The 20,282-nt window shown below is 69.7% G+C and carries 17 protein-coding genes, 1 tRNA gene and 1 CRISPR repeat array; of the genes, 5 read left to right on the top strand and 13 right to left on the bottom strand.

Features of this window, described 5'->3' with window-relative positions; genetic code table 11:
• The coding region (locus G3I42_RS32325) for a Yip1 family protein (protein ID WP_164291231.1) at positions 1–859 on the top strand (859 nt) is incomplete at its 5' end.
• Between the two features lie 70 nt (positions 860–929).
• Here G3I42_RS32325 and G3I42_RS32320 read toward each other — a convergent pair.
• Positions 930–1,439 carry a phosphoribosyltransferase gene (locus G3I42_RS32320; protein ID WP_164291234.1) on the bottom strand — a complete coding sequence of 170 codons (510 nt, stop codon included), beginning with the start codon at positions 1,437–1,439 and terminating at the stop codon, positions 930–932.
• Positions 1,440–1,453: 14 nt separating this feature from the next.
• The gene (gene dcd, locus G3I42_RS32315) at positions 1,454–2,029 is read right to left on the bottom strand and encodes a dCTP deaminase (protein WP_164291230.1); all 576 of its coding nucleotides are present in this window, start codon (positions 2,027–2,029) and stop codon (positions 1,454–1,456) included.
• A 383-nt stretch (positions 2,030–2,412) separates the two neighbouring features.
• Here dcd and G3I42_RS32310 point away from each other — a divergent pair.
• A tRNA-Gly gene (locus G3I42_RS32310) sits at positions 2,413–2,486 on the top strand.
• A 481-nt stretch (positions 2,487–2,967) separates the two neighbouring features.
• Here the strand turns inward: G3I42_RS32310 and G3I42_RS32305 are convergent.
• From G3I42_RS32305 to G3I42_RS32290, 4 genes are all read right to left on the bottom strand, one after another.
• Positions 2,968–3,531, bottom strand: coding sequence for a hypothetical protein (locus G3I42_RS32305; protein ID WP_164291229.1), 564 nt, complete (start codon positions 3,529–3,531; stop codon positions 2,968–2,970).
• Entirely contained in the window at positions 3,531–3,869 is a 339-nt protein-coding gene (locus G3I42_RS32300) for a hypothetical protein (protein WP_164291228.1), read from the bottom strand. The genes G3I42_RS32305 and G3I42_RS32300 overlap by 1 nt, the downstream gene beginning before the upstream one ends.
• Positions 3,870–4,228: 359 nt before the next feature.
• Positions 4,229–4,594, bottom strand: coding sequence for a hypothetical protein (locus tag G3I42_RS32295; protein WP_164291227.1), 366 nt, complete (start codon positions 4,592–4,594; stop codon positions 4,229–4,231).
• The gene (locus G3I42_RS32290; RefSeq protein WP_239096828.1) at positions 4,591–4,893 is read right to left on the bottom strand and encodes an ATP-binding protein; all 303 of its coding nucleotides are present in this window, start codon (positions 4,891–4,893) and stop codon (positions 4,591–4,593) included. The genes G3I42_RS32295 and G3I42_RS32290 overlap by 4 nt, the downstream gene beginning before the upstream one ends.
• Positions 4,894–5,289: 396 nt before the next feature.
• On the opposite strand from G3I42_RS32290, the gene G3I42_RS32285 reads away from it, so the two are divergent.
• Genes G3I42_RS32285 through G3I42_RS32275 form a run of 3 tightly spaced genes read left to right on the top strand, consistent with a single transcriptional unit; the run spans position 5,290 to position 7,186 of the window.
• Positions 5,290–5,820, top strand: coding sequence for a hypothetical protein (locus tag G3I42_RS32285; RefSeq protein WP_164291226.1), 531 nt, complete (start codon positions 5,290–5,292; stop codon positions 5,818–5,820).
• A gap of 48 nt (positions 5,821–5,868) precedes the next feature.
• Positions 5,869–6,594 carry a hypothetical protein gene (locus G3I42_RS32280; protein WP_164291225.1) on the top strand — a complete coding sequence of 242 codons (726 nt, stop codon included), beginning with the start codon at positions 5,869–5,871 and terminating at the stop codon, positions 6,592–6,594.
• A 25-nt stretch (positions 6,595–6,619) separates the two neighbouring features.
• A complete protein-coding gene (locus G3I42_RS32275) occupies positions 6,620–7,186 on the top strand; it encodes a GNAT family protein (RefSeq protein WP_164291224.1) in 567 nt (188 codons plus the stop codon).
• A 211-nt stretch (positions 7,187–7,397) separates the two neighbouring features.
• Positions 7,398–9,315: a CRISPR direct-repeat array (repeat unit 29 nt; unit sequence GGGCTCATCCCCGCACGCGCGGGGAGCGG).
• 326 nt (positions 9,316–9,641) lie between these two features.
• Here the strand turns inward: G3I42_RS32275 and cas2e are convergent.
• From cas2e to casA, 7 genes are read right to left on the bottom strand one after another with little or no spacing between them, the layout of a single operon-like run.
• A complete protein-coding gene (gene cas2e, locus G3I42_RS32270) occupies positions 9,642–9,995 on the bottom strand; it encodes a type I-E CRISPR-associated endoribonuclease Cas2e (RefSeq protein WP_164291223.1) in 354 nt (117 codons plus the stop codon).
• On the bottom strand, positions 9,992–11,005 hold the full coding sequence (gene cas1e / locus G3I42_RS32265) for a type I-E CRISPR-associated endonuclease Cas1e (protein WP_164291222.1): 1,014 nt from the start codon (positions 11,003–11,005) through the stop codon (positions 9,992–9,994). The genes cas2e and cas1e overlap by 4 nt, the downstream gene beginning before the upstream one ends.
• A 4-nt stretch (positions 11,006–11,009) precedes the next feature.
• Positions 11,010–11,720 carry a type I-E CRISPR-associated protein Cas6/Cse3/CasE gene (gene cas6e / locus G3I42_RS32260; protein ID WP_164291221.1) on the bottom strand — a complete coding sequence of 237 codons (711 nt, stop codon included), beginning with the start codon at positions 11,718–11,720 and terminating at the stop codon, positions 11,010–11,012.
• On the bottom strand, positions 11,717–12,445 hold the full coding sequence (gene cas5e, locus G3I42_RS32255; protein WP_343244720.1) for a type I-E CRISPR-associated protein Cas5/CasD: 729 nt from the start codon (positions 12,443–12,445) through the stop codon (positions 11,717–11,719). Before cas5e ends, cas6e begins: the two co-directional genes overlap by 4 nt.
• Entirely contained in the window at positions 12,442–13,692 is a 1,251-nt protein-coding gene (gene cas7e, locus G3I42_RS32250; protein ID WP_164291220.1) for a type I-E CRISPR-associated protein Cas7/Cse4/CasC, read from the bottom strand. The genes cas5e and cas7e overlap by 4 nt, the downstream gene beginning before the upstream one ends.
• Positions 13,689–14,387: a type I-E CRISPR-associated protein Cse2/CasB gene (casB, locus tag G3I42_RS32245; protein ID WP_164291219.1), complete on the bottom strand. Its 699-nt coding sequence runs from the start codon at positions 14,385–14,387 to the stop codon at positions 13,689–13,691. Before casB ends, cas7e begins: the two co-directional genes overlap by 4 nt.
• Positions 14,384–19,198, bottom strand: a complete 4,815-nt coding sequence (gene casA / locus G3I42_RS32240) for a type I-E CRISPR-associated protein Cse1/CasA (protein WP_164291218.1) — start codon at positions 19,196–19,198, stop codon at positions 14,384–14,386. The genes casB and casA overlap by 4 nt, the downstream gene beginning before the upstream one ends.
• Between the last annotated feature and the right edge of the window lie 1,084 nt (positions 19,199–20,282).

The raw sequence follows: 20,282 nt of genomic DNA, 5'->3' as shown, positions 1-20,282 counted from the left end.
GCGGGGCAACGGCTGGCCGACGCCCCAGGGCCGGCCGACGCCCCAGGGCGGCAGGCCGTCGGGCCATGGTGAGCCGGAGTACTTCGGCGGCCCCCCGCAGCCCCAGCCGCGCCCGCAGGCGCAGAACGGCGGCTACGGCTACCCCGGCAACCGCCCCCCGCAGCAGCAGGGCGGCGGCTACGGCTACCCGGGCCCGTCCGCACAGGCCCCGTACCCCTCCCCGGCCCCGCACGACAACCCCGGCCACACCCAGGCGTTCGCGATCGGCGAGGACCCGTACGGCCACGACGTGCCCCCCGCCCCCGCGGCGCCCTCGGGCCCCCGGCTGCGCTGGCAGGACCTGCTCAGCGGCATCGTCCTGCGCCCGAACCAGACCTTCCAGCGGATGCGCGACTACGCGGTCTGGGGCCCGGCGCTCGTCGTCACGCTGATCTACGGGCTGCTCGCGATCTTCGGCTTCGACGACGCCCGCGACGACGTCATCCACGCGACGCTGAGCACGGCGGTCCCGTACGTCCTGACCGCGGCCGTCATGATCACGCTGAGCTCCTTCGTGCTCGGCGTCGTCACCCACACCCTGGCCCGCCAGCTCGGCGGCGACGGCTCCTGGCAGCCCACGGTGGGCCTGTCCATGCTGATCATGACGCTGACGGACGCGCCACGCCTGGTCATCGCGATATTCGCGGGCGGCGACGCCTCGTTCGTGCGGATCGTCGGCTGGATCACGTGGATCGCCGCGGGCTTCCTCTTCACCTCGATGGTGAGCCGCTCCCACGACCTCGCCTGGCCCCGCGCGCTGGGCGCGAGCGCAATCCAGCTCGCGGCGCTGCTGTCCCTGATCAAGCTCGGGACGTTCTGACGCGCGGGCGTACGTACGCGAAGGGGCCCGCCGGGCGTACCGGCGGGCCCCTTCGCGTACGCGCCCGTGCTCAGGCGTCGAGCACCTGATCATCGCGCCGCACGACGGGCGGCTGGACGCTCCAGGGGAAATTGATCCAGTCGTCGGTGCGCTTCCACACGTACTCGCACTTGACGAGGGACTGCGACTTCTCGTAGATGACCGCGCTGCGGACCTCGGCGACGTGCTCGACACAGAAGTCGTGCACGAGCTTGAGGGTCTTGCCGGTATCGGCGACATCGTCAGCGATAAGGACCTTCTTATTGCTGAAGTCGATGGCGTTGGGAACGGGCGCGAGCATGACGGGCATGTCGAGCGTGGTGCCGACACCCGTATAGAACTCCACATTCACGAGATGGATATTCTTCACGTCGAGGGCATAGGCGAGACCACCGGCGACGAAAACGCCGCCGCGCGCGATGGAGAGCACGAGGTCGGGCTGGTAGCCGTCGTCGGCGATGGTCTGCGCGAGCGCGCGGACGGCGCCGCCGAAGTCGTCGTACGAAAGCTCTTCGCGCTTGCCGCTGTTGCCGGGGCTCAGGGGGCTCACGGGGCTCACACCTCGGTCCGGTGGAAGTTCAGGTAGGAACGGGAGGCGGTGGGCCCGCGCTGGTCCTGGTAGCGCGATCCGTACCGCTCCGAGCCGTAGGGGAACTCGGCGGGCGAACTGAGCTGGAACAGGCACAGCTGCCCGATCTTCATGCCGGGCCAGAGCTTGATCGGCAGGGTCGCCAGATTCGACAGTTCAAGAGTGACGTGCCCGGAGAAACCGGGGTCGATGAAACCGGCCGTGGAATGCGTGACGAGCCCGAGCCGGCCGAGCGAACTCTTTCCCTCAAGACGGGAGGCGAGATTGTCGGGCAACGTGATGACCTCGTACGTCGAGGCGAGCACGAATTCCCCCGGATGCAGAATGAACGGCTCGTCGCCCTCGGGCGAGACCTGCCGCGTGAGATCCACCTGTTCGACGGCGGGATCGATATGGGGATACCGATGGTTCTCGAACACCCGGAAATACCGGTCGAGACGCACATCGACACTGGAGGGCTGGATCATCGATTCGTCGAACGGATCGATCCGCACCCGACCGGCATCGATCTCGGCCCGGATGTCCTTGTCTGAGAGAAGCACGCGTCAAGGGTACGGCCCGCCCCGCGCCGGGACGGGCCCACCCCGTTCAGCGCGCCCCGGCCTCCACCGGAACCGCGTACCTCAACCGCGCACACCTCGGACACCGCACCAACCGCCCCGGCCCGATCCGCGCGGCCCCGAGCCGCCGCATCGGAAACGAGGACGTGGCAAACACATGCCCCTCAGCACATCGCACGACGGTCTCCCCCATCAACCAACAGGCCCCTTCCACACCGCGACGATCCAGGACGAACGCCACATTACGCCCCCACCCACGCCCGCCCCGCACCCAACCCCCCACCCCCATACGGTAGAGTTCCCCCAACGAAACACCCCGCCACCACCAGCCCCCACGGTCTGGTAGGCTGCGGAGGTATTTCTACGCGGGTGTAGTTTAATGGTAGAACATGAGCTTCCCAAGCTCAGAGCGCGAGTTCGATTCTCGTCACCCGCTCCATAGGAAAGCCCCAGGTCGATGGCCTGGGGCTTTGTTGTTGTCTAGACCTCTCCGAGGCGGCGTGCCATTCGCGTGCCATAGAGGGGGCCTCAGGGATGTCGAAGCAGAGGACGACCCGGCCGGCATCACCGTAGGCGGGCGCCTTGGGCTGAGGTGGTCTGGCTGAGCTTCGCGGGCCGAGGGGCACTTCCGCGAGGCGCCCAAGCGGCCACGGCTCGGCACAAGCCGATGGGCGCGAAATGCACTCCCCAGGCGCACTTGTTGGGGGAGGTCGTGGACGCGAGCAGCTATTAGGTATGGGTTGTCCCGTAAATGGTCTTCAAGTCGTCTTGGGCATGGGCCAGGCTGCAGTTCAGGCCTTGCCGATCCAACGAGGGCAAGGTTGCGCATCCGGGCAATTCCGAGCATCGCACGGTGGACACCGTCTCCCCTGAGCACGAACTCCTGGCTAACGTTCAGCTCAACAACAGGACAACGACGATCACCGCGATGCCGCGTACATGCATCGGGTCTTCCAGTCCTGAAGCTCCTGCTCCAGCTTCTTCAGCTTCGCGGTGTACTGCCCCTTCCTCTGCGCCTCCAGCAGGTGATAACTCTCCGCGAGGGCCACCACGTCCAGCTTGACGAGGGAGTTCTTCGCTTCCACAAGCCCTAGGTTCGCTTCGGCGATGAGGGACAGGGTTTCCCTCTTGGCCTCCACCAGCTTCTTCATGTCGTCCAGGGCATGGCCAAGGTTCGAGACCACGGGGACGCTCTCCAGGTAGCCCACGGCCCGTGAGAAGTCCTCCAGGCTCCTCGAATCCACCCGGTTCGCGGTACTGGCGAAACCTTCGAGGACATCCACGCTGAGACCGCTGACGGCCTGGCTGAACATCTCGGCCATCGACCAGTTCATCTCGCTCGACAGCGCGTTGGAGAAGTCCTTGAGGACCTTCGTGTCCAGGCTGTTGAGGGCAGCGGCGACCTCGGGGAACTCCTTCGCCACTTGGTTGATCACGACGTGGGTGTCCCGGCCGGAGTGGAAGGAGAGGTACTTGTCGCCCATCAGAGGTTGATGGTGCCGCTGAAGTCCCTGCCCACGTTGTAGTTGGTCTGCGCGTGTACCTCGCCGAACGTCACAGTGGAAATCGAGTTGTCGACCGTCAGGTTGTGCTGGATGAGCCTGACCCTCCAGTAGGCGGCGATGTCCTCCAATGGAAGAGTTTCCTCCCTGAGCAGGACCGCGTGGTCGGCAGCCTCCTCCGCGTACCGGTCCCGGACTTCCTGGGGCGCACCGGAGATGAGCACCCTGACGCGTTCGCGTACACGGTCGAGCAGCCCGGTGGCTGCACCTGCGGCGACAGCTTCGGTGACAGCAACGGCGGCTTCAGCAGCGTTGACCATGAGATGAAAATATCGAAGCGGGAGGTCCATTGCAGGGAAATGCGGCTTCCCGCCAGGTATGGAACTGGATCGGCCGCTAGAGACTCCGGCGGCCCCGGCCGCAGGCAAAACGGAGATCCGCCCGCGCCTTGGCGGCTGGTGACAGTTCTCGCGCATGGGGGTGCGGACGCAGCACGGTGCGGGGTCCGGTGCGCGGCACCCGACCGAACACAGCGGACCGACGATCCCGGTGCACCACCGGTGAAGACAGCGACTACATAGCTGAGTTTGTGACGGCCTCTGGTCACCACTGCACAGCGGTCGACGAACCACGGGGGATGGGCACCGGAGACGATCCGGATGCGCGAGGGCCGGTTCTCTCACCGCCCCGCCTCCCACGCCGTCGCCACGTCCAGCAAGGCCCACGTCTCCACCCCCAGCGAACGCAGGTGCCACCGGGTCGCGGAGTCGCCCCACGAAGTCGTCGGCAGGCGGGGCGAGTCGAGCAGCCTCCAGCCGGCCCGGACCACGCCCGCCACCCCGGGATGACCGCAACCGCTGAACGCCTCGCACAGCTCGCGCAAACCAGAACTCAGTTGCACGAAGGCATCGTTGACCGTCTGCCGGTCAGGGCGATCCACCGGGGACAGCCCCCGAACGCGCTCCACGGCGGCGCTCAGCTTCCGCACCAAAGCGGGTTCCAGCTCCCGCAGGTATTCGTCCGGCGCCTGGCTCGGGGCGCTCATCGGGTCCCCTCAGCGGAGGGCAGGAGCGCGCGTACGGTCTTGCCATCGCCCACGGCGGCCCACGTGACCCGCGCGCCCAGCGCGGCGACGAGGAGCAGCCCACGTCCCGACTCGGCCTCCCTCCCGACACCCCCGACGGCGGCCGGCCTCGGCGTCGCCGGGCTGTTGTCCACCACCTCGACGACGAGGGCGCCGTCCGCTCGCGGAGCCAAGCGCAGCACCAGGTACGAACCGTCGCCCGCACCGTGCAGCACCGCGCTGGTCATCAGCTCCGACGCGATCGTGCGTGCCGCCTCCAGGTCGCCGTTGAACCCAAGCCTCGGCAGCAGCCGTTCAGCTGTACGGCGGGCCTCGGCACCGAGACATGCGCTACCGCGAACTCCCCTGCCCAGTCACGGGGAGCCACCAGCTGTGCTGCGTCGTCGTCTGTTGCTGCCACGGACATTGGTCCCCTCGGCACTCGTCAGCCACCACGTCGGTGAGTGACCGAGCATTCCGCCGCCGGGCGACGCATCTCCACAGCGTTCGAGCACCGGCATTTCCTCGGCAAAATCCCTCGGATGGGCTACGAAACCTCGCCGCCCCCTCGGAATCACCTCGGATCACCCAACGGGACTAAGTAGAGCCGAAGTTGAGCACGTAGCAGCCGTACCGTGAAGTCGTACGTGCCGGTGACCTCACTGCAAGGGGACGTCATGCACACGCTGTTCAGGCAGCTCTGCGACGCACGAGAGCCGAAGCACCCGAAAGCCTTCCAGGCCCGATTCCGCGCCGCCGCCGAAGAACTCGCGGCAGCGGACAACGACCCGGTTCTCCTGACGTGTTGCCCCGCGGAGACGACGTACGAGGCTTGGTACTACGGCAAGCGCGTACCGCAGCGCGACGCCCGCCGCATCCTCGTCCGGATGTTCGGGCACAGCATCGAGCAGTTGCGGAAACCGGCCGCTGACGAGACGCACCGGGATGGCCCCGGCGCGCTCACCAACATGAGGAGGAGCGCCGAGATGGCCGCACGCCGAGCCCGCGAATTCGCGCTGGGAGCTGAACGAGGACAGCTCGGGGACGAAACCCTGGGGTTCCTCCAGGACGAGGTGGCCCGCATCGCCGCCGTCTACCAGCGCGTACCCCTCCCCACCCTCTTCCCCGACTTGTCGGCCGCGCAGGAAGACGCGTTCCGTCTCATCGAGGGTGGGCGCGTACGCCCCAGCCAGATGCGGCAGTTGTAGATCTGCGCGAGCCTCTTGTCCTGGTTCATGTCCAAGGCCAGCCATGACATGGGGGACATGCACTCGGCGATGATGCAGGCGCGAACCGCGGGCGTCTGCGCCGAACAGGCCGAGCACCCCGCCCTCCTCGCCGCTGTCGACGGCCTCAAGTCGCTCATCACCTACTGGGCGGGGCGCCCGGACGACGCCGTGTTCTTCGCCCGCAAGGGTGCCGCCGAGCACCCGGCCCTGCGAGGCAGCGTCTCCGCCTGGCTCCCCGCCCTCGAAGCCCGGGCTGCCGCGCTCCTCGGCGACGCGGAGGCCGTGCACGCCGCCAACCAGCGCGCCACCAGCGCCCGCGCCGACATCACCCCGGACGAACTCGACAACCTCGGCGGCATCCTCACCTTTACCGAGGCCAAGCACGCCTACTACGCCGCCGAGTCCCGCGTCCTGCTCGGGCTCAGCGACACCGAAACCACCGAGGCGGTCGTCGCGGCGGCCCACGCCTACCAGGACCGAGGCACCGACTACTGGGCATACGGGGACGAGGCAGGCACCCAGTGCAACGTCGCCCTCGTACACCTGCACGCGGACGCCCTGGACGGAGCCGCTGACGCCCTCCGCCCGGTCCTCGATCTGCCCCCCGCCCAGCGCAACAAGGGCATCGTCGTCTCCGCCGGGCGCGTCGCGACCACCCTCACGAACAGCCCCGCCCGGACCAGCGTCCTGGCCCGCGAGCTGCGCGAGGAGATCGCCCAGTTCACCACCGTCCGTCTCGCCCTGCCGAGCTGACCAGACCCGGCGATAGGGTCCGGCAATGCAGCCGATCCATTTCACCGCTGGCCCCGTCACCCTCCGCGAATTCACGACGGACGACGTCGCCGCAGTGCTCGCCGTCTACGGTGACGCTGCGGCGACCCGCCATATGAGCTTCGAACCGCGCACCGAGGACGAGACCCGGGCCATCGTGGAGCGCACCATAGGCGCCGCGCAGGCCGACCCGCGGACGGAATACGGGCTCGCCGTCACCCGCGCGAACGACAGCCAGCTCATCGGCTTCGGCCGGCTCGCCCTCGACCCCCACCAGACACGCGGCGCCACCATGGGCTTCGCCCTCCGCCCCGACACCTGGGGCCAGGGCTACGGCACCGCCACCGTCCGAGCGCTCCTCGGCCTCGCGTTTGGCCCTTTGTCCCTGCACCGCGTGTGGGGCGCCCGCTCCCCCGCCAACGAGGCGAGCGCCGCCACCATGAACAAGGCGGGAATGGTTGAGGAGGGCCGCATCCGCGAGCACATCCAGAAGGCTGGCCAGTGGCGCGACTCCATCGTCCACGCCATCCTGGACCGGGAGTGGGCGGGGAAGCAGGAAGTTGCAGGCAAGTAGCGGGAGCGCGAGGCAGATACACCAGGTGCTGTTCGACGGACACGATGCAACGCACCAACGCTTCGTCACCACGATTATGAGCAAACACCGTTCGGGCAAATGCCGGAGCCACCTGGCAGGCCAAAGCCGGGAAGCGGTGAGGGCAGTCTCGGGATCGTCCTCGCGAGCGCAGGGAGTGTGCCGAGCGCCCGGATGAGGTCGACGTAGTCCGGGGCTCATCCACCCACGCGCGGGGAGCGGTAGATGTGTCCGGCCTGTCGCCGGATCAGGTCGGGCTCATCCCCGCACGCGCGGGGAGCGGGCCGCCGGCGCCCACGGCGTGGTGCCGTTTTGGGTTCATCCCCGCACGCGCGGGGAGCGGGCTGCCAGTCCGGCGGGCCCGGCTTCACAACCGGGCTCATCCCCGCACGCGCGGGGAGCGGTCGCGCGGCGGTTTCGTCTTCATCTCGGCCCCGGGCTCATCCCCGCACGCGCGGGGAGCGGCTGGCGCGTCTGCTCGCCGACCCGCTGCCGCGGGGCTCATCCCCGCACGCGCGGGGAGCGGCTCGCGGCTTTCGACCTGACGGAGCTGGTGCTGGGCTCATCCCCGCACGCGCGGGGAGCGGCGGGGGCGGGGGATGCGGGGGAGCCAGCGGCCGGGCTCATCCCCGCACGCGCGGGGAGCGGGTCTTCGATGCGGGCCAGGGGCAGATGCAGAGGGGCTCATCCCCGCACGCGCGGGGAGCGGCAAGGACATGGAAACCTCATACCTTCGATCGGGGGCTCATCCCCGCACGCGCGGGGAGCGGGACGTTTCACGACGAGGAAGGGCCGATTGAGCAGGCTCATCCCCGCACGCGCGGGGAGCGGTGATCGTGTTCGGGCCCCCGGAGGGTCTGAGCGGGCTCATCCCCGCACGCGCGGGGAGCGGGGTTCTCCAGTTCGCGCCGCCAGCGCTTCACCGGGCTCATCCCCGCACGCGCGGGGAGCGGCGCAACCTCGCCCTCACCCGCCGCGACCCGCTGGGCTCATCCCCGCACGCGCGGGGAGCGGTGGGAAGACCTCTACCAGGGCTACCGCCGCGCAGGCTCATCCCCGCACGCGCGGGGAGCGGCTTGGTGGCCTTACCGTGGTGGTACATGGGGTGGGCTCATCCCCGCACGCGCGGGGAGCGGACCGCACCGCCCGCCGCATCGAGGCCCAGCGCAGGCTCATCCCCGCACGCGCGGGGAGCGGTCACCAGCGAGACGATGAGATAGATCAGGGTCGGGCTCATCCCCGCACGCGCGGGGAGCGGCTGAACGCGGGAACCGTCAGCGCCTACGCCGTGGGCTCATCCCCGCACGCGCGGGGGCGGCGTCCGAATCCGCGCGGCTGTGATGCGACGCCGGGCTCATCCCCGCACGCGCGGGGAGCGGGCCTCGGTCAGCGCGCGCAACGTGATGGCCCTGGGCTCATCCCCGCACGCGCGGGGAGCGGGTCCGCATCATCTTCTCCGTGGTCGTGATGGAGGGCTCATCCCCGCACGCGCGGGGAGCGGTGTCGAGGGCGATCACGTCTGCGGTGTAGCGGGGGCTCATCCCCGCACGCGCGGGGAGCGGACGTCCCACAGCATCATGTGCGACGTGCCGGGGGGCTCATCCCCGCACGCGCGGGGAGCGGCCCGGCGCCTGCGCCGCCGCGGGCACGACGTCGGGCTCATCCCCGCACGCGCGGGGAGCGGGCCTCGCACGACCGACCAGAGGGCGGTATCGGGGGCTCATCCCCGCACGCGCGGGGAGCGGCTCTGTACTGGGTGCGGTTCGTTCTCTGTGGAGGGCTCATCCCCGCACGCGCGGGGAGCGGTCCGGCCCGAGGTACACGACGTCAGCGCCGAGGGGCTCATCCCCGCACGCGCGGGGAGCGGGGGGAGGTGTGGGAGCTGGCGTTGGCGATCGGGGGCTCATCCCCGCACGCGCGGGGAGCGGGGACCATCACCGCTGGCGCCGTCCTCTTCTCCGGGCTCATCCCCGCACGCGCGGGGAGCGGTTGTCGCCGTTCGTCGGCATGACGCGGCTGAGGGGCTCATCCCCGCACGCGCGGGGAGCGGCAGCGCTGACGGTCATGTCCAACATGGGGATGGGGCTCATCCCCGCACGCGCGGGGAGCGGTCTTTGTGAGCTGGGCTTTTATCAAGGTGCGGTGCCTCGTGGAGCAAGGATGAGAGAAACGGACATATAGAATAATCAGGGCTCTCGGGGTCCCGGAGCGCCTCCACCAGCCATACGCGAGACACTCGCGTCGAGCCACCTGCCCGGTGCGCTCCGCTCGGCTCACCGATAACGCCGCCTGGTTCGGTTCCTCCCGGCTTGGGCGTGACGCCAGGCGCCATACGCGGGCCGTTGCGGCGCGCAGGTGCTCCGATGCGATCAGGCGCCGCCGCGCAAATGCGCCGGGCCTCCGGCCAGCGGCGAAGAGCCGCGATCGGTCGTGTCAGCTACGGCTTGTTGCCGAATCGGCGGCGCTTGGAAGCTTTACTCCATCCCTTGGAGGCCGCCGCGGGTGCAGGCAGGGAGCGGCCTGAAGGGCGGAAGATGAGGGTCAGGCCCTCGTGGTCGACTGGATGCCACTTGTGGTCGTGGGTGCGGAAGGCGTAGCCCTGTTCGGAGTCGGTGGCGTAGGCGAGGAGGGCGCGGCCTTGTCCGGCGTACTGCCTGACCTCGTCCCACAGGAAGTCGCGGATGCGGGCGGATGGGTTGCCGAGGAAGACACCGGGCGAGATTTCCAGCAACCAGCGGGTGAGCAGGCCGCGCAGACCCACCGGGCAGTGAGTGAGGACGATGACGGTCACCAGATGACTCCGTGGCGCACCATGTCGTCCTGGGTCCAGACGTCCCGCGCGCCGAAGGTGGCATCTCCGGCTGCCCCCTGATCGCCGTAGTTGCGGCCGGCTGCCATCTCGGCGCCCCGGTCGGAGAGCAAGGTGACATGATCGCGTTCCTCCGGCTGCCCGGTACCCGCGGACGCGAGGAGGGACTGGATGTCCCGTACGCACCGGTCGAGCAGTCGCGTGGAGTTGATGCGGTCCCGCAGCGCGCGCCGGGTGCGGGAGCCAATGTCCTCGGGTCCCTCCGCGGCGACCTCGAAGGCCACGGGGATGCCGATGTCCGTCTTGTAGAAGTCGGCCACGTCCAGTACGAAGGAGAGTTCGTGGCCGGAGTGGACGAAGCCAAGACCCGGTGTGCACCCCAGGGCCGTCACGACGGCCTGGGCGATGCCGTACATGCACTGCGCCGCGGCGGTCACGGCCTGATTGGGAGCATCGCCCGAGTTGAAGTCTCCTGGTGTGTACCGCCGGCCGTGCCACGGGACGCCGGTCCGGGCCGTCTGTTCGGCATAGCACTGCTTCACGCGGTCCCCTTCCCGGCCGAGCAGTTGGCGGCGGGTGCACCCGGCAGGGTCTTCGTCCGGGAAGCGGAGGCGGTACATGGCTCTGGCGACATCGAGCCGGGTGCGCTGGTTCGCCCAGGCGGTGGCCTGGGCCTCCAGGAGCGCCGAGGAACGGTTCAGCGCCCTCCCACCTGCGTAGAAACGCACGCCGTGCTCACCGACCCACACCACCACAGCGCCGCTCTCCCCCAGAACGGCCATGGCTTGGTGGGTGATCCGGGTACCGGGGCCGAGCAGCAGGCACCCGATCGTCGCGGACGGGATGTGGCGCACGCCCTCCGCGTCCTCGGCGGTGAGGGCGTTGGCGTCGCGGTGGACGGTGCAGCGTTCCAGGTAGACGAAGGACAGCCGCTCGCCGACGCGGGTGAGCTGGCGCGGTCCGGAGGCGGGACGCTTGCTGACAGTGGCCACTTTGCTACTCCGTTCGTGCCAGGGTCATGAGCCCGCAGCCGTACGCCTTGGCCTTGCCCAGGCCGGAGGTGAGGGTGCGGCGGAAGGCTGCGGGGTCGAGGACGCGAAGGCGGCCGTCGAAGGTGACCCTGGTCAGTTTCACCTGGTGCGTACGGGTGTCCTTCTCGCCGCGTTTCTGGAACATCAGGTCCTTGCGGCTGTGCGCGACGACCTCGTAGGCGTCGATCGGGGGCAGGTCCTCGCGCGGCTCCGGCTTCTCCAGGACCGCGAAGCCCGCGTCCTGCTGCCGGTTGAGCAGCCACTCCACCTGATGGCGTGGGGTCACGTGCGCGGTGCGCTTGGTCGGTTCGGCGGGCACGCGCCGGATGCTGTGCACGGGGTTGGCGGTGAGCCGGAAGGCCCAGACGTCGTCGGCGGTGATCCGGCCGAGGAACGTGCCGTACGGCCTTGTCTGCCAGCCCCCCGTCGTCGGCCACCCCGCCTGCTCGGCGAGGTGGGTGAGGTCGGGCTCGTCCGGGCTGACGACGTAGAGCACCACCTCGCTGCGCGCCTGCTGGTCCACCCGCCACAGCACCCGCGAACCGTCCGGCCGTTGCCGCGGCGGCTCCGCGAAGGACGCCAGGACTGCCGCGTGCAGGCTCTGCGGCGATCCGAGGAGCCGCCGCGCGCCGACGCGCGCGGGGTTGAGGCGGAAGCGGGTCAGGTACACGGTCATCCTTCCAGGAGGCTCATCGGGTCGTGGGAGGGCGGGACGAAGGAGCGGCGCGCGGTGCCCAGGGGGTGGGGAAGCGAGACCACGGTCGTACGGACCTCGCGCAGCCCGTACCTGCGGTGGCGCGGGTCGAAACTGAGCGGCTGGTCGCGCTGGCTCTCGCCGGGTTCGCCGTCTGCTGCCAGGTCGCCGATCACCTCCAGTTCGACGCGGCGGTCCCTCGGACACCGCCGCTGCCAGCGGAGGGATGCTTGCCAGGGCTCGGACCGCAGCGCCGCCGCGAGGTTCCCGCGGTGGATACGCAGATCGATCGGGCGGGACGGCGGGCACGAACGGCGGCCCAGGAACGGCAGGAACACCGGTGCGCGAACCGCCGCCAGCAATTCGTCGACGAGGTCCGCGGCTCCTTCCACGGCGGCGACGAAGACCGCGTCGGACAGGTAGAAGCGTTCCGACACCGGCATGCTCGCGTCCGTGTCGAGGTGCCGTGCGGTCTGGAAGTCGCGCACGCGAGTGCCCGGCTGGTCGAGCCGGACGGCGAAGCGGAGGGCGGCGAGATCGGAGAGGTCGGCGTCGCGCTCGCGGCCTTGGGCGGCGGCGAGGAGTCCGATGACACCGCTCTTGGTGGGGGCCCGCTCCGTCGAACGCCGTACGAACCGTGACGAGGTTCCCCACGCTTGGAGGGGGCCCGCGAGGCACAGGGTCAGGACGCTCGTACGCCGGTTCACGCCGGAGCCGTCCGGGCCTCGGGCGTACGGGCTTCCGGCACGCAGGCCTCGGGCGTGTGGCCGGGCAGGCGCGCCGCGACGGCCTCCCCCACCTCGCGGATCAGTTCCTCCAGGCCCACGGCGGTTCCGAGCGCGGCGAGCGGTTCGGTGGCGGCGCCTGCCCTGAGTACCCAGCTCGGGTCCCCGCTCACCCCGTACGCCTTCTCGATGTCCGATACGTAGCCGACCAGTTGAGCGCACGCGCCGCGCAGGTGTCCGCCGGTGCCGAGGGGAGCGACGACCGGCTCCTCGAACGCGCCGACGAAGCTGATGGGGCGGGCCGAGCGGAGGGTGACGATCACCGCGTCGGGGAGCGTCTGGTTGGCGAAGGTGTTGGACTTGCCCGTGGGCATGGACTGGACGAAGGCGCGCAGGAAGGCGTCCACCGCGCGGTGGACCGGCTGGTCCTCCCGCTCCTCGGCACGTACGCCCGTACCGAGGTTGTCCCGCAGCCGGTCCACGTCGAGAGCGGCGTAGCGGTAGAGCGTCGCCGAGTTGAACTCGACGGTGCCGATCATTCCGGCGCCGGAATCCTCTCCGTCCTCGTTCATGTCGTCGACCGCCGTGAAGTAGTCCGATTCGCTCTCCACCGCGTGGACGCTGAGGGCGTGGGCGACCTGCGCCGCGGCGTCGACGTTGAGGTCGGTCGAGTCGGCGACCATGCGGCCGAACAGGGCAACGTCCACCGAGTGCTGGGTGTCGGCGATCTTCTTCGCCTTCTCCTTGTTCGCCTTGACCTTGAAGAACGCCTTGATATCGGCAGCACCGCTGACCGCGTGGCCCGCGAGCCCGTCGAGTTGCCGTCGGCTGAGGAACATCAGGTACGTGGATTCCGGCGGCGGCTCCGGCAGGTCGTTCTTCTTCGCCTTCTCGGCCTTGCGGAGCGGGATCGGGAACTTCGAGCCGGTCGCGGCGGTCAGCGTCTCCACGGCCAGGCTCATTGCCGACTCCTCACTGAGCGAGGAATCCAGGGACTTGATGCGAGAGGCGAGCTGGGCCGGGACCTGGCGGGTGCGCACGCCGAGTTCCTGCGGGTCGAGGAATGCGTTGAACGCTTGCCTCGTCGCCCGCTTCCACGCCTGGCTGCTGACCCGGGCGCGGCGCACACCACCGTAGAAAGCGCTTTTCGGAGAGCCGGTGTCGTCGCGGTTGAGGTTGCTCGGCGGCACCGTTTGCAGCACGTGTACGTCGATGATGGTGCGGGTCACGGGGTGTCGTCCTCCGTCGTGGTCGGGTCGAGCGGCTGGCGGTCCTCGCCGGGGCGGGCCGCGGGCGTCGCGGGCTTGGCGAGTGCGAGGTAGGAGCGGCCCCACGAGCGGCGCACGCCCTGCGCGCCTCCCGGGAGCGTCCACCGGTGGAGCTGATCGGCGAGCAGCCCGTAGTCGAGCGGGATTTCCTCCCGGCGCAGGAGCATGACGAGTTCGCGCAGCCGCGTGGCCAGCACCACCGGAGTGGCGGCCGTGCCCGCGCGGACGAAACGCCTGCGCGTCGGCTCGTCGATCGCCGCTCCGGGGGTGAGCCGCCGTACCGCCGTACCGAGTTCGGGGCCGGGCCTGCGGTGCATCCGCGAGACATGGTGGGACTGCTGGTGCAGCGACCACAGCGTGACAGCCGTGTGCGCCGCGTCCTCGGCGCGCAGGAACTCCTCCTCGCTGAACGCGCCCTGCGCGTAGCGCTCGTAGAGCGGTTCGGTGCCGGTGAGGCCCCACAGGTCGGGGACCTCGCCGGGGGCGCGGCCCACGCCCCGGCGGAGCCGGGCCAGGCTGGCCACCGCGTCGCTCTGGCCCTGGAGGTACCGGCTTTGCAGCACCTTGATGTGCTGGTGCACGGCGCTGCCCACCGGACCGAGCCGGGGCGCCGGACGCGCGTCGGCGGAGGTGGTGGCGGGGGGCGAAGAGGTCATCTGGGCGACTCCACGGGAGCGGGCCGGGGGGAAGTGGGTGTGTCGTGGTCGGTGGTCAGGAACTCCCGGAGGCGGGTCCGGAACCGCAGCTCGGCGGCGGCCTCGTTGAGCCAGCGCGTGCCCTTGCCGGTCTCCACGAGGCGCCCTTCCCAGGCCGCCGGCCCGGCACCGTCGAGCAGGCGCTCGCCCAGCTCCGTGACGAGTCGGCGGACTTCCTGTTTCCAGCGATCGCGGTGTTCCTCCGGGTCGGAGGTGCCGCCCAGCTCACGCAACCAGCGGCGGTAGTGCGTGTCGAGGGTCCCGAATCCCAGGTCGCGGGCGGTGTTCCGGCCCGGCTCCGGGTCGGTGCCGACGGCGAGGGCGAGGTCGGCGGCAAGCTGGGCGAGAGCTCCTACCGCCTTCTCGGCGTCGTGCAGGGCGTCCACGGCCTTGTCCCCGTACCGCCGGTCCGCCTCGTGCAGCAGGACGGCGGGCATCAGTACTCCGTCGTCCACAACCTCGTCGATCACCGATTGCTGCGTCCCGTAGCGCGCACCGATGACACGGGTCCGGATCAGGTAGCCCCGTGGGAGCAGCCCTTCGGTAGTGAGTTGCGCGGCCCACTGCACCACCTTCGGAGCCAGCCGGTCCGCGCCGTCCGGTCCCTGCGCACTGCCGGTCTCGCGGCCGGCGAGCAGCCCGTCCATGCCGCGCCACGCCATGCGCGATGGATCGTGCTCCCTCGGCAGGTAGACGAGGCTCTCCTGGCGCTTCTTCTCCTGGGCCGGGCTGCGCCGCCAGCTCGTCATCGGCTCGTGCCCGAGCCGGTTGTGCGGTTCGAGGCTGTCGCCGTACGCGAGGACCACGCCGTGCACACCGTCCGCGTCGTGGTGCAGCCGGATGCGGCGGGACTGCCACGTGTAGAGGTCGCGCAAGCCGTACGGGCGCAGGCCGAGGTCCGGGGCCGGCGCGGGGCCGCTCGGCTCCGCGCGCCAGGCGGGGCGGTCGGCTTCGGCCGCGTGCACCCCCGGGGTGTCGGCCGCGATCAGGTTGAGCAGCAGCGTCTCGTGGAGGTTGTCGCCTTCGAGCAGGACACCGCCCAGATTCCCCGCCCATGCCGGGCCCTGGGGATACCCCTTGCCCGCCTTTACCCGGGGGTCGCCCACCGCGCCGGATTTGATGCCGGAGGTGTCGTACGCGTGAGCGTGGACGAGCCACCGGGCCGCCTCCGCGAAGCCGAGCCGCTCGACGCCGGGCCTGCGCATGCTGAAGAACGGGTCCCCGTTCGGCACGTCGGCGACGAGGCGGTTGAGCGAGAAGACCTCGTCCTTCGCCGTACGGAGTCCCGGGGTCTGGAAGAACGGGTACTCGGGATGGAGCAGGTCGAAGCGCTCGCGGTGCTGGTGCAGATAGGCGGCCACGGGGGCGGCGTAGGCGGACTGCGAAAGCCACAGCTCCTCCCACGCGTCCGTGTCGCCGGGCGCCATGTCCCCACCCGGTTCGGAGAGTGCGTCGTACAGGAGCGCGAGCAGCATCCGCGTCAGCGCGAAGTCCTGCGTCGCCAGGTCGCCGACGAGCCGGCGGATGTCCCGCGCCTGGTCGAACACCTCCGGCAGGGACAGTTCACGCTCGGAGCCGTCCTTGAGGAGGACGGGCAGCCACGGCCGGCTGGTGAGGTCGAAGGAGGGGCGGGCGGGGGGCGGGGCGGCGGAGGGTGGGACGGGGTCCCGCTCGCCTCCTGGAGGCTGGTGCGTCTGCCGGTCCGCAGGTGATTTTCCTACTGTCGTACGGGCCCGATTTCCGTCTGCCGCATGGCCCGGCTTCCCGTCCCCGGCAGAGGACCGCTTCCCGTCCATGACCCAGCCCGACGTCGCCTCCGTGTTCGCGTCCGCGCTCGTCACGAGCAATCCCTCCTCGGGGTGGTACACGATCTGCTGACCGGCGAGGACCGCGCGACCCTCCTCGTCCAGCGCGAGGATCAGTTCCCCGGCGATCCAGTGGCTCTCCTTCTCCTGCCAGGCGGGGACGTACAGCTCCTCCAACTCGGCGAGCGTCCGGTCCAGCGTCTGGGGGGACGACGTGAAGTGGTAGGGCAGTCGCAGACCGCTCGCCGCGACCGCGCGGGCGGCCAGCGCCGAGGGCACCGCGTCGACGGGCAGTTCGAGACCTCCCCTGCCCTTGTCCAGCCAGGGCAGGGTGCACAGGCTGCCGTCGACGCGGCGTCTGACCACCAGAACCTCCAGACCTTCCTTCGTGTCGCGGACCTGTGCGCGCCCGACGGGGGTGTCGTCCGCGTCTCCGACACCGGCGTCGATCCAGCCGATGAGGGGACGTCCGGCCTTGCGCACCCCGTCGAGGCGAAAGACCTCAGCTTTTTGGCTCTGGCGCTCGCGCGCTGTGCGGTACTTGTCCCGGGCGGGAGCGAGCACCGGCTCCCACTCGGGCGGGCACGGGTCCTCCTCGCCGTACGCCCGCTGCACGAGCGGACTGATGTCCTCGGGCAGGCGCAGGGGACGTCCCGCCGCTCCGGCTGTCCCGAGGTGCGGGGCGAGTACGGCGAGGCTGCGCAGCAGCGCGTACGAGCCGTAGATCGCGGCAGAGCCGGGAACAGGCTCGGGGGCCGGGCCCGTCTCCCAGTCGACGCCCGTGACGAGACAGCGTGCTTGCCGCAGCCGCGCCGGACGCTGCTCCTGATCCTGACCGCGCGGATGCCGGTGCAGCCTGCCCATGCGCTGGAGCAGCAGGTCCACGGGACACAGATCGCTCACGAGCAAGTCGAAGTCGACATCGAGCGACTGCTCGGCAACTTGGCTGGCGACCACGATGTGCGCGTCCCGAGGGCGTTGCGGGGAGCCGCCATCGGGGTCGGGCGGGCCGAAGCGGGCGAGCAGTTCGGCGTCCTTGCGCGCGCGGTCGAGGTCCACGAAGCGGGCGTGGGCCACGGTGACATGGTCGGCACCGAACCGCTCCCGCAGCATCGCGGCCGTGGCCAGCACGCGGTCCACGGTGTTCCGTACCACCAACGCGCACCCGCCGTCGGCCAGTTCGGCGTCGAGCCTGTCGGCGAGCGCATCGTCATCCAGCTTCTCCAGCAGTACGGGTGCACCTCGTCCGGACGCGGCGGCGACACGCTGCACGGTTTGCTGGCCGGGGGCAACCGCCGTGAGGAGCGGGTAGCCGGTCGCATCGGCGAGGGCCGTCGCGTCCTCCCCGGTGTACGCGGCCGCCAGTTCGGCGCGTCGCCGCGCGGGGAGCGTCGCCGACAGCACGACAACAGGCACCCGGTACTCGCCCAGCCACGCCAGCACGCGATCGAGATACGCGTTCATGTACGTGTCGTAAGCGTGGACTTCGTCGATGACGACGACCTTGCCGACCATCGCGAGGTGCCGCAGCGCCAGGTGCCTGCTCTTGAGGCCCGCCATCAGCAATTGGTCGATCGTGCCGACCGCGAAGGAGGCGAGCAAGCCCTTCTTCCGGCCCCGCAGCCACTGGTGCGCGACGAGTTCTGCGGGGGCCAGCCCTCGCGAGCCGTCCGTGGCCGGGCGGCGACCGGCGCGGGGGCCGCTTCCGTCTCCGTACGCGTCAACGGCGGCGATGGTGCGGTGGCTCTCGCGCATCAGCGTGGCGTAGTCCTCCTGCAACGCCGACTTCGCGTGGGCCAGCAGCACGGAACGCTGTTCATGGTCGCGCCCAATGCTCTCGCCCTTACTGAAGGGGAGGCGGCGGAGCCACCGCAGCAGCCTGGGAAACATCGCGTTGCTCGTCGCCATGGTCGGCAGGGCCACGTAGCAGCCGCCCGCGCCCGAGCGCGCGGCGAACACCTCCGCGACCGCGAGCGCGGCCTCGGTCTTACCCTCCCCCATCGGCGCCTCGATGATGAGCATCCCCGGCCGCTCCATGTCCCGGGCCATGGCAAGGGCCTGTTCCTGTACGGGCCGGACGACGGCGCCGGGCGGCAGCGCGAAGCGGGAGGCGTAGAACGCCGCGGTGGGGGCTGCCGGTTCCGCAGGTTCCCAAGGCGCCGGGAGCAGAAGGCCCCGCCAGGCGGCGGTCACTCGTTCCGTCTCCGGGCGCGGATGCTCCTCGGGGAAGTAGGGGAAGAGATCCGGATTGCTCGCGATCCAGTCGGAAACGATGACGGTCGCGGTGAGCAGCACCTGAACGGTCTGCGGCAACTTCACTGTCCGCCATGCGTCGAGGCGCTCCTCCACCCCGAAGGCGAGGGCACACGCGTCGAGCAACTCGTCCTGCACGGCTCTCCACTGCGGCTCGGCGGGGCCCTGGGTACGCAGGAGTTCCGGGTGCGCGTCGAGGTTGTGGAGCTGCATGTGGTCCGGGGGGACGCCATGATGCCCCCCCGCCATGACGGCGAACTGAGCGGACGCCCTGCGCGTCCAGCCGCGCCGCTCCTCCAGCCACTCCTGAAGCAAGACCTGCCCCGCGAGCCCGTGCGGGGCCATCCGGCGGTCCTCGCCGAGCTGCTTGCCGGTCCGCATATCGAGCCCGGCCGCGGTCATCACGCCGGCAAGTTCATCGACTTGGCAAGCAAAGGCCGGAGTGGCCTTCCCGATGTCGTGCGTCCCCGCCAGCCACACGCACAAGAACCGCGCGTCAGCCGCCCCGCCGGGCAACGGCTCCGCGATCAAGTCCTTGATGTTTCGCGGCAACCAGTGATCCCACAGCAACCCCGCGACCGCAGCACTGTCCGCCATGTGCCGCCACAACGGCAGCCACTTCGCCGTATCCCGGTCGTGCTTGGCCCATACGGTACGGGCGGCACCGGACAGCCGATCGCCGAGCGGTGCAGGTGAGTTGAGGTGATCGGGCACGGCATTCATTGAACAGGAAATCGAATGGGGAACGCCCTCGATACTTTAAAATGATCAGAATCGGTCGAACTCAATCAAAAAGAGCGCCATACTTAACGTGCGGCGATTTCGCCTACCTAGTCGAAGCGAAAAAAATGTCACCCTGGACCGCACGGAAGCAGGGCGGCGTTGCGCGATAGAATCGCCTCCCCTGCCTCCCGCCCCTGCGGGACACACAGCCGCATGGACAAAAATGGGCACTTACGCCCACCTTCCCTGTGAACTGTAAATTGACTGGCAACCTTCCGGCGCAATTCGGATGAGCCCCTGCGACCCATGGCCTCGACGGCCACCACTAAGCGCTCCCCACCAGTGCGGGGATTAATAAGATCAGCCTTTTAATGAACACCCCCTCTTCCAGGCACGATCTAAAAGCTAGGCTTAGAGGAACCTGCGCCCCATAGCCTCCTACCGAGGTTCTTCAGCGCGTCCCACGCGCATGACACCCACGGTCGCGGTACCCTCTTCGCCGAGGGCCACTCAATATCAAGTACACCCCACTCCGCTTCGGAAAACCTGCTGAGCGTTTTTTAATACAAGCATTTTTTCCAGCGTCCCGGGCGGCCGACTTCCTCTTCCCTTAGACAGTCCGCAATCCAGCCCGACCCGCGCCCCAAGAATCCAGCCCGACCCGCGCCCCAAGCTGTCGCCACACGGAGCACCCTGCGCCCCCGCACCCACGGAGATCCTTCGCATGCCCGGTCAAGTCCCCAACCAAATCCTCCTCCTGGTGCTGCTCGCCGGAGCCGGCGGCACTTATATCGCTCACCAACACCCCGCAATCGGGCCCGCCCTAATGGTCGGAATGAGCATCTCCACGCTGCTACTGCTTGTCCTGACGCAGTAGCAGTTTCTCCATCTGCGGAGATAAATTGGCTGGCCCAACCCTGCGATGCCGGTGCTGGTATGTGTACCTTCGCGACCCGCTGTCGATCCCCTGCGCCACCACGAGCAGACGGTCGGGACGGTTCCGATTTGCCCGAGCGTCAGGTCGCGGACACACCGCGTAGACCTTGAGGGCGCGCTGGCTCATCGAAAAGTGGAT

The sequence above is a fragment of the Streptomyces sp. SID11385 genome (assembly GCF_010548245.1).
GTDB lineage: Bacteria > Actinomycetota > Actinomycetes > Streptomycetales > Streptomycetaceae > Streptomyces.
The sequence above is the reverse complement of the archived record's forward strand: the minus strand, read 5'-3'. Positions and strand labels throughout refer to the sequence as shown.

Coding starts and splice junctions, on each gene's coding strand:
- G3I42_RS32305 (WP_164291229.1), bottom strand. CDS start 3,531: ATGGGCGACAAGTACCTCTCCTTCCACTCCGGCCGGGACACCCACGTC.
- G3I42_RS32300 (WP_164291228.1), bottom strand. CDS start 3,869: ATGGTCAACGCTGCTGAAGCCGCCGTTGCTGTCACCGAAGCTGTCGCC.
- G3I42_RS32295 (WP_164291227.1), bottom strand. CDS start 4,594: ATGAGCGCCCCGAGCCAGGCGCCGGACGAATACCTGCGGGAGCTGGAA.
- G3I42_RS32285 (WP_164291226.1), top strand. CDS start 5,290: ATGCACACGCTGTTCAGGCAGCTCTGCGACGCACGAGAGCCGAAGCAC.
- G3I42_RS32280 (WP_164291225.1), top strand. CDS start 5,869: ATGGGGGACATGCACTCGGCGATGATGCAGGCGCGAACCGCGGGCGTC.
- G3I42_RS32275 (WP_164291224.1), top strand. CDS start 6,620: ATGCAGCCGATCCATTTCACCGCTGGCCCCGTCACCCTCCGCGAATTC.
- cas6e (WP_164291221.1), bottom strand. CDS start 11,720: ATGACCGTGTACCTGACCCGCTTCCGCCTCAACCCCGCGCGCGTCGGC.
- casB (WP_164291219.1), bottom strand. CDS start 14,387: ATGACCTCTTCGCCCCCCGCCACCACCTCCGCCGACGCGCGTCCGGCG.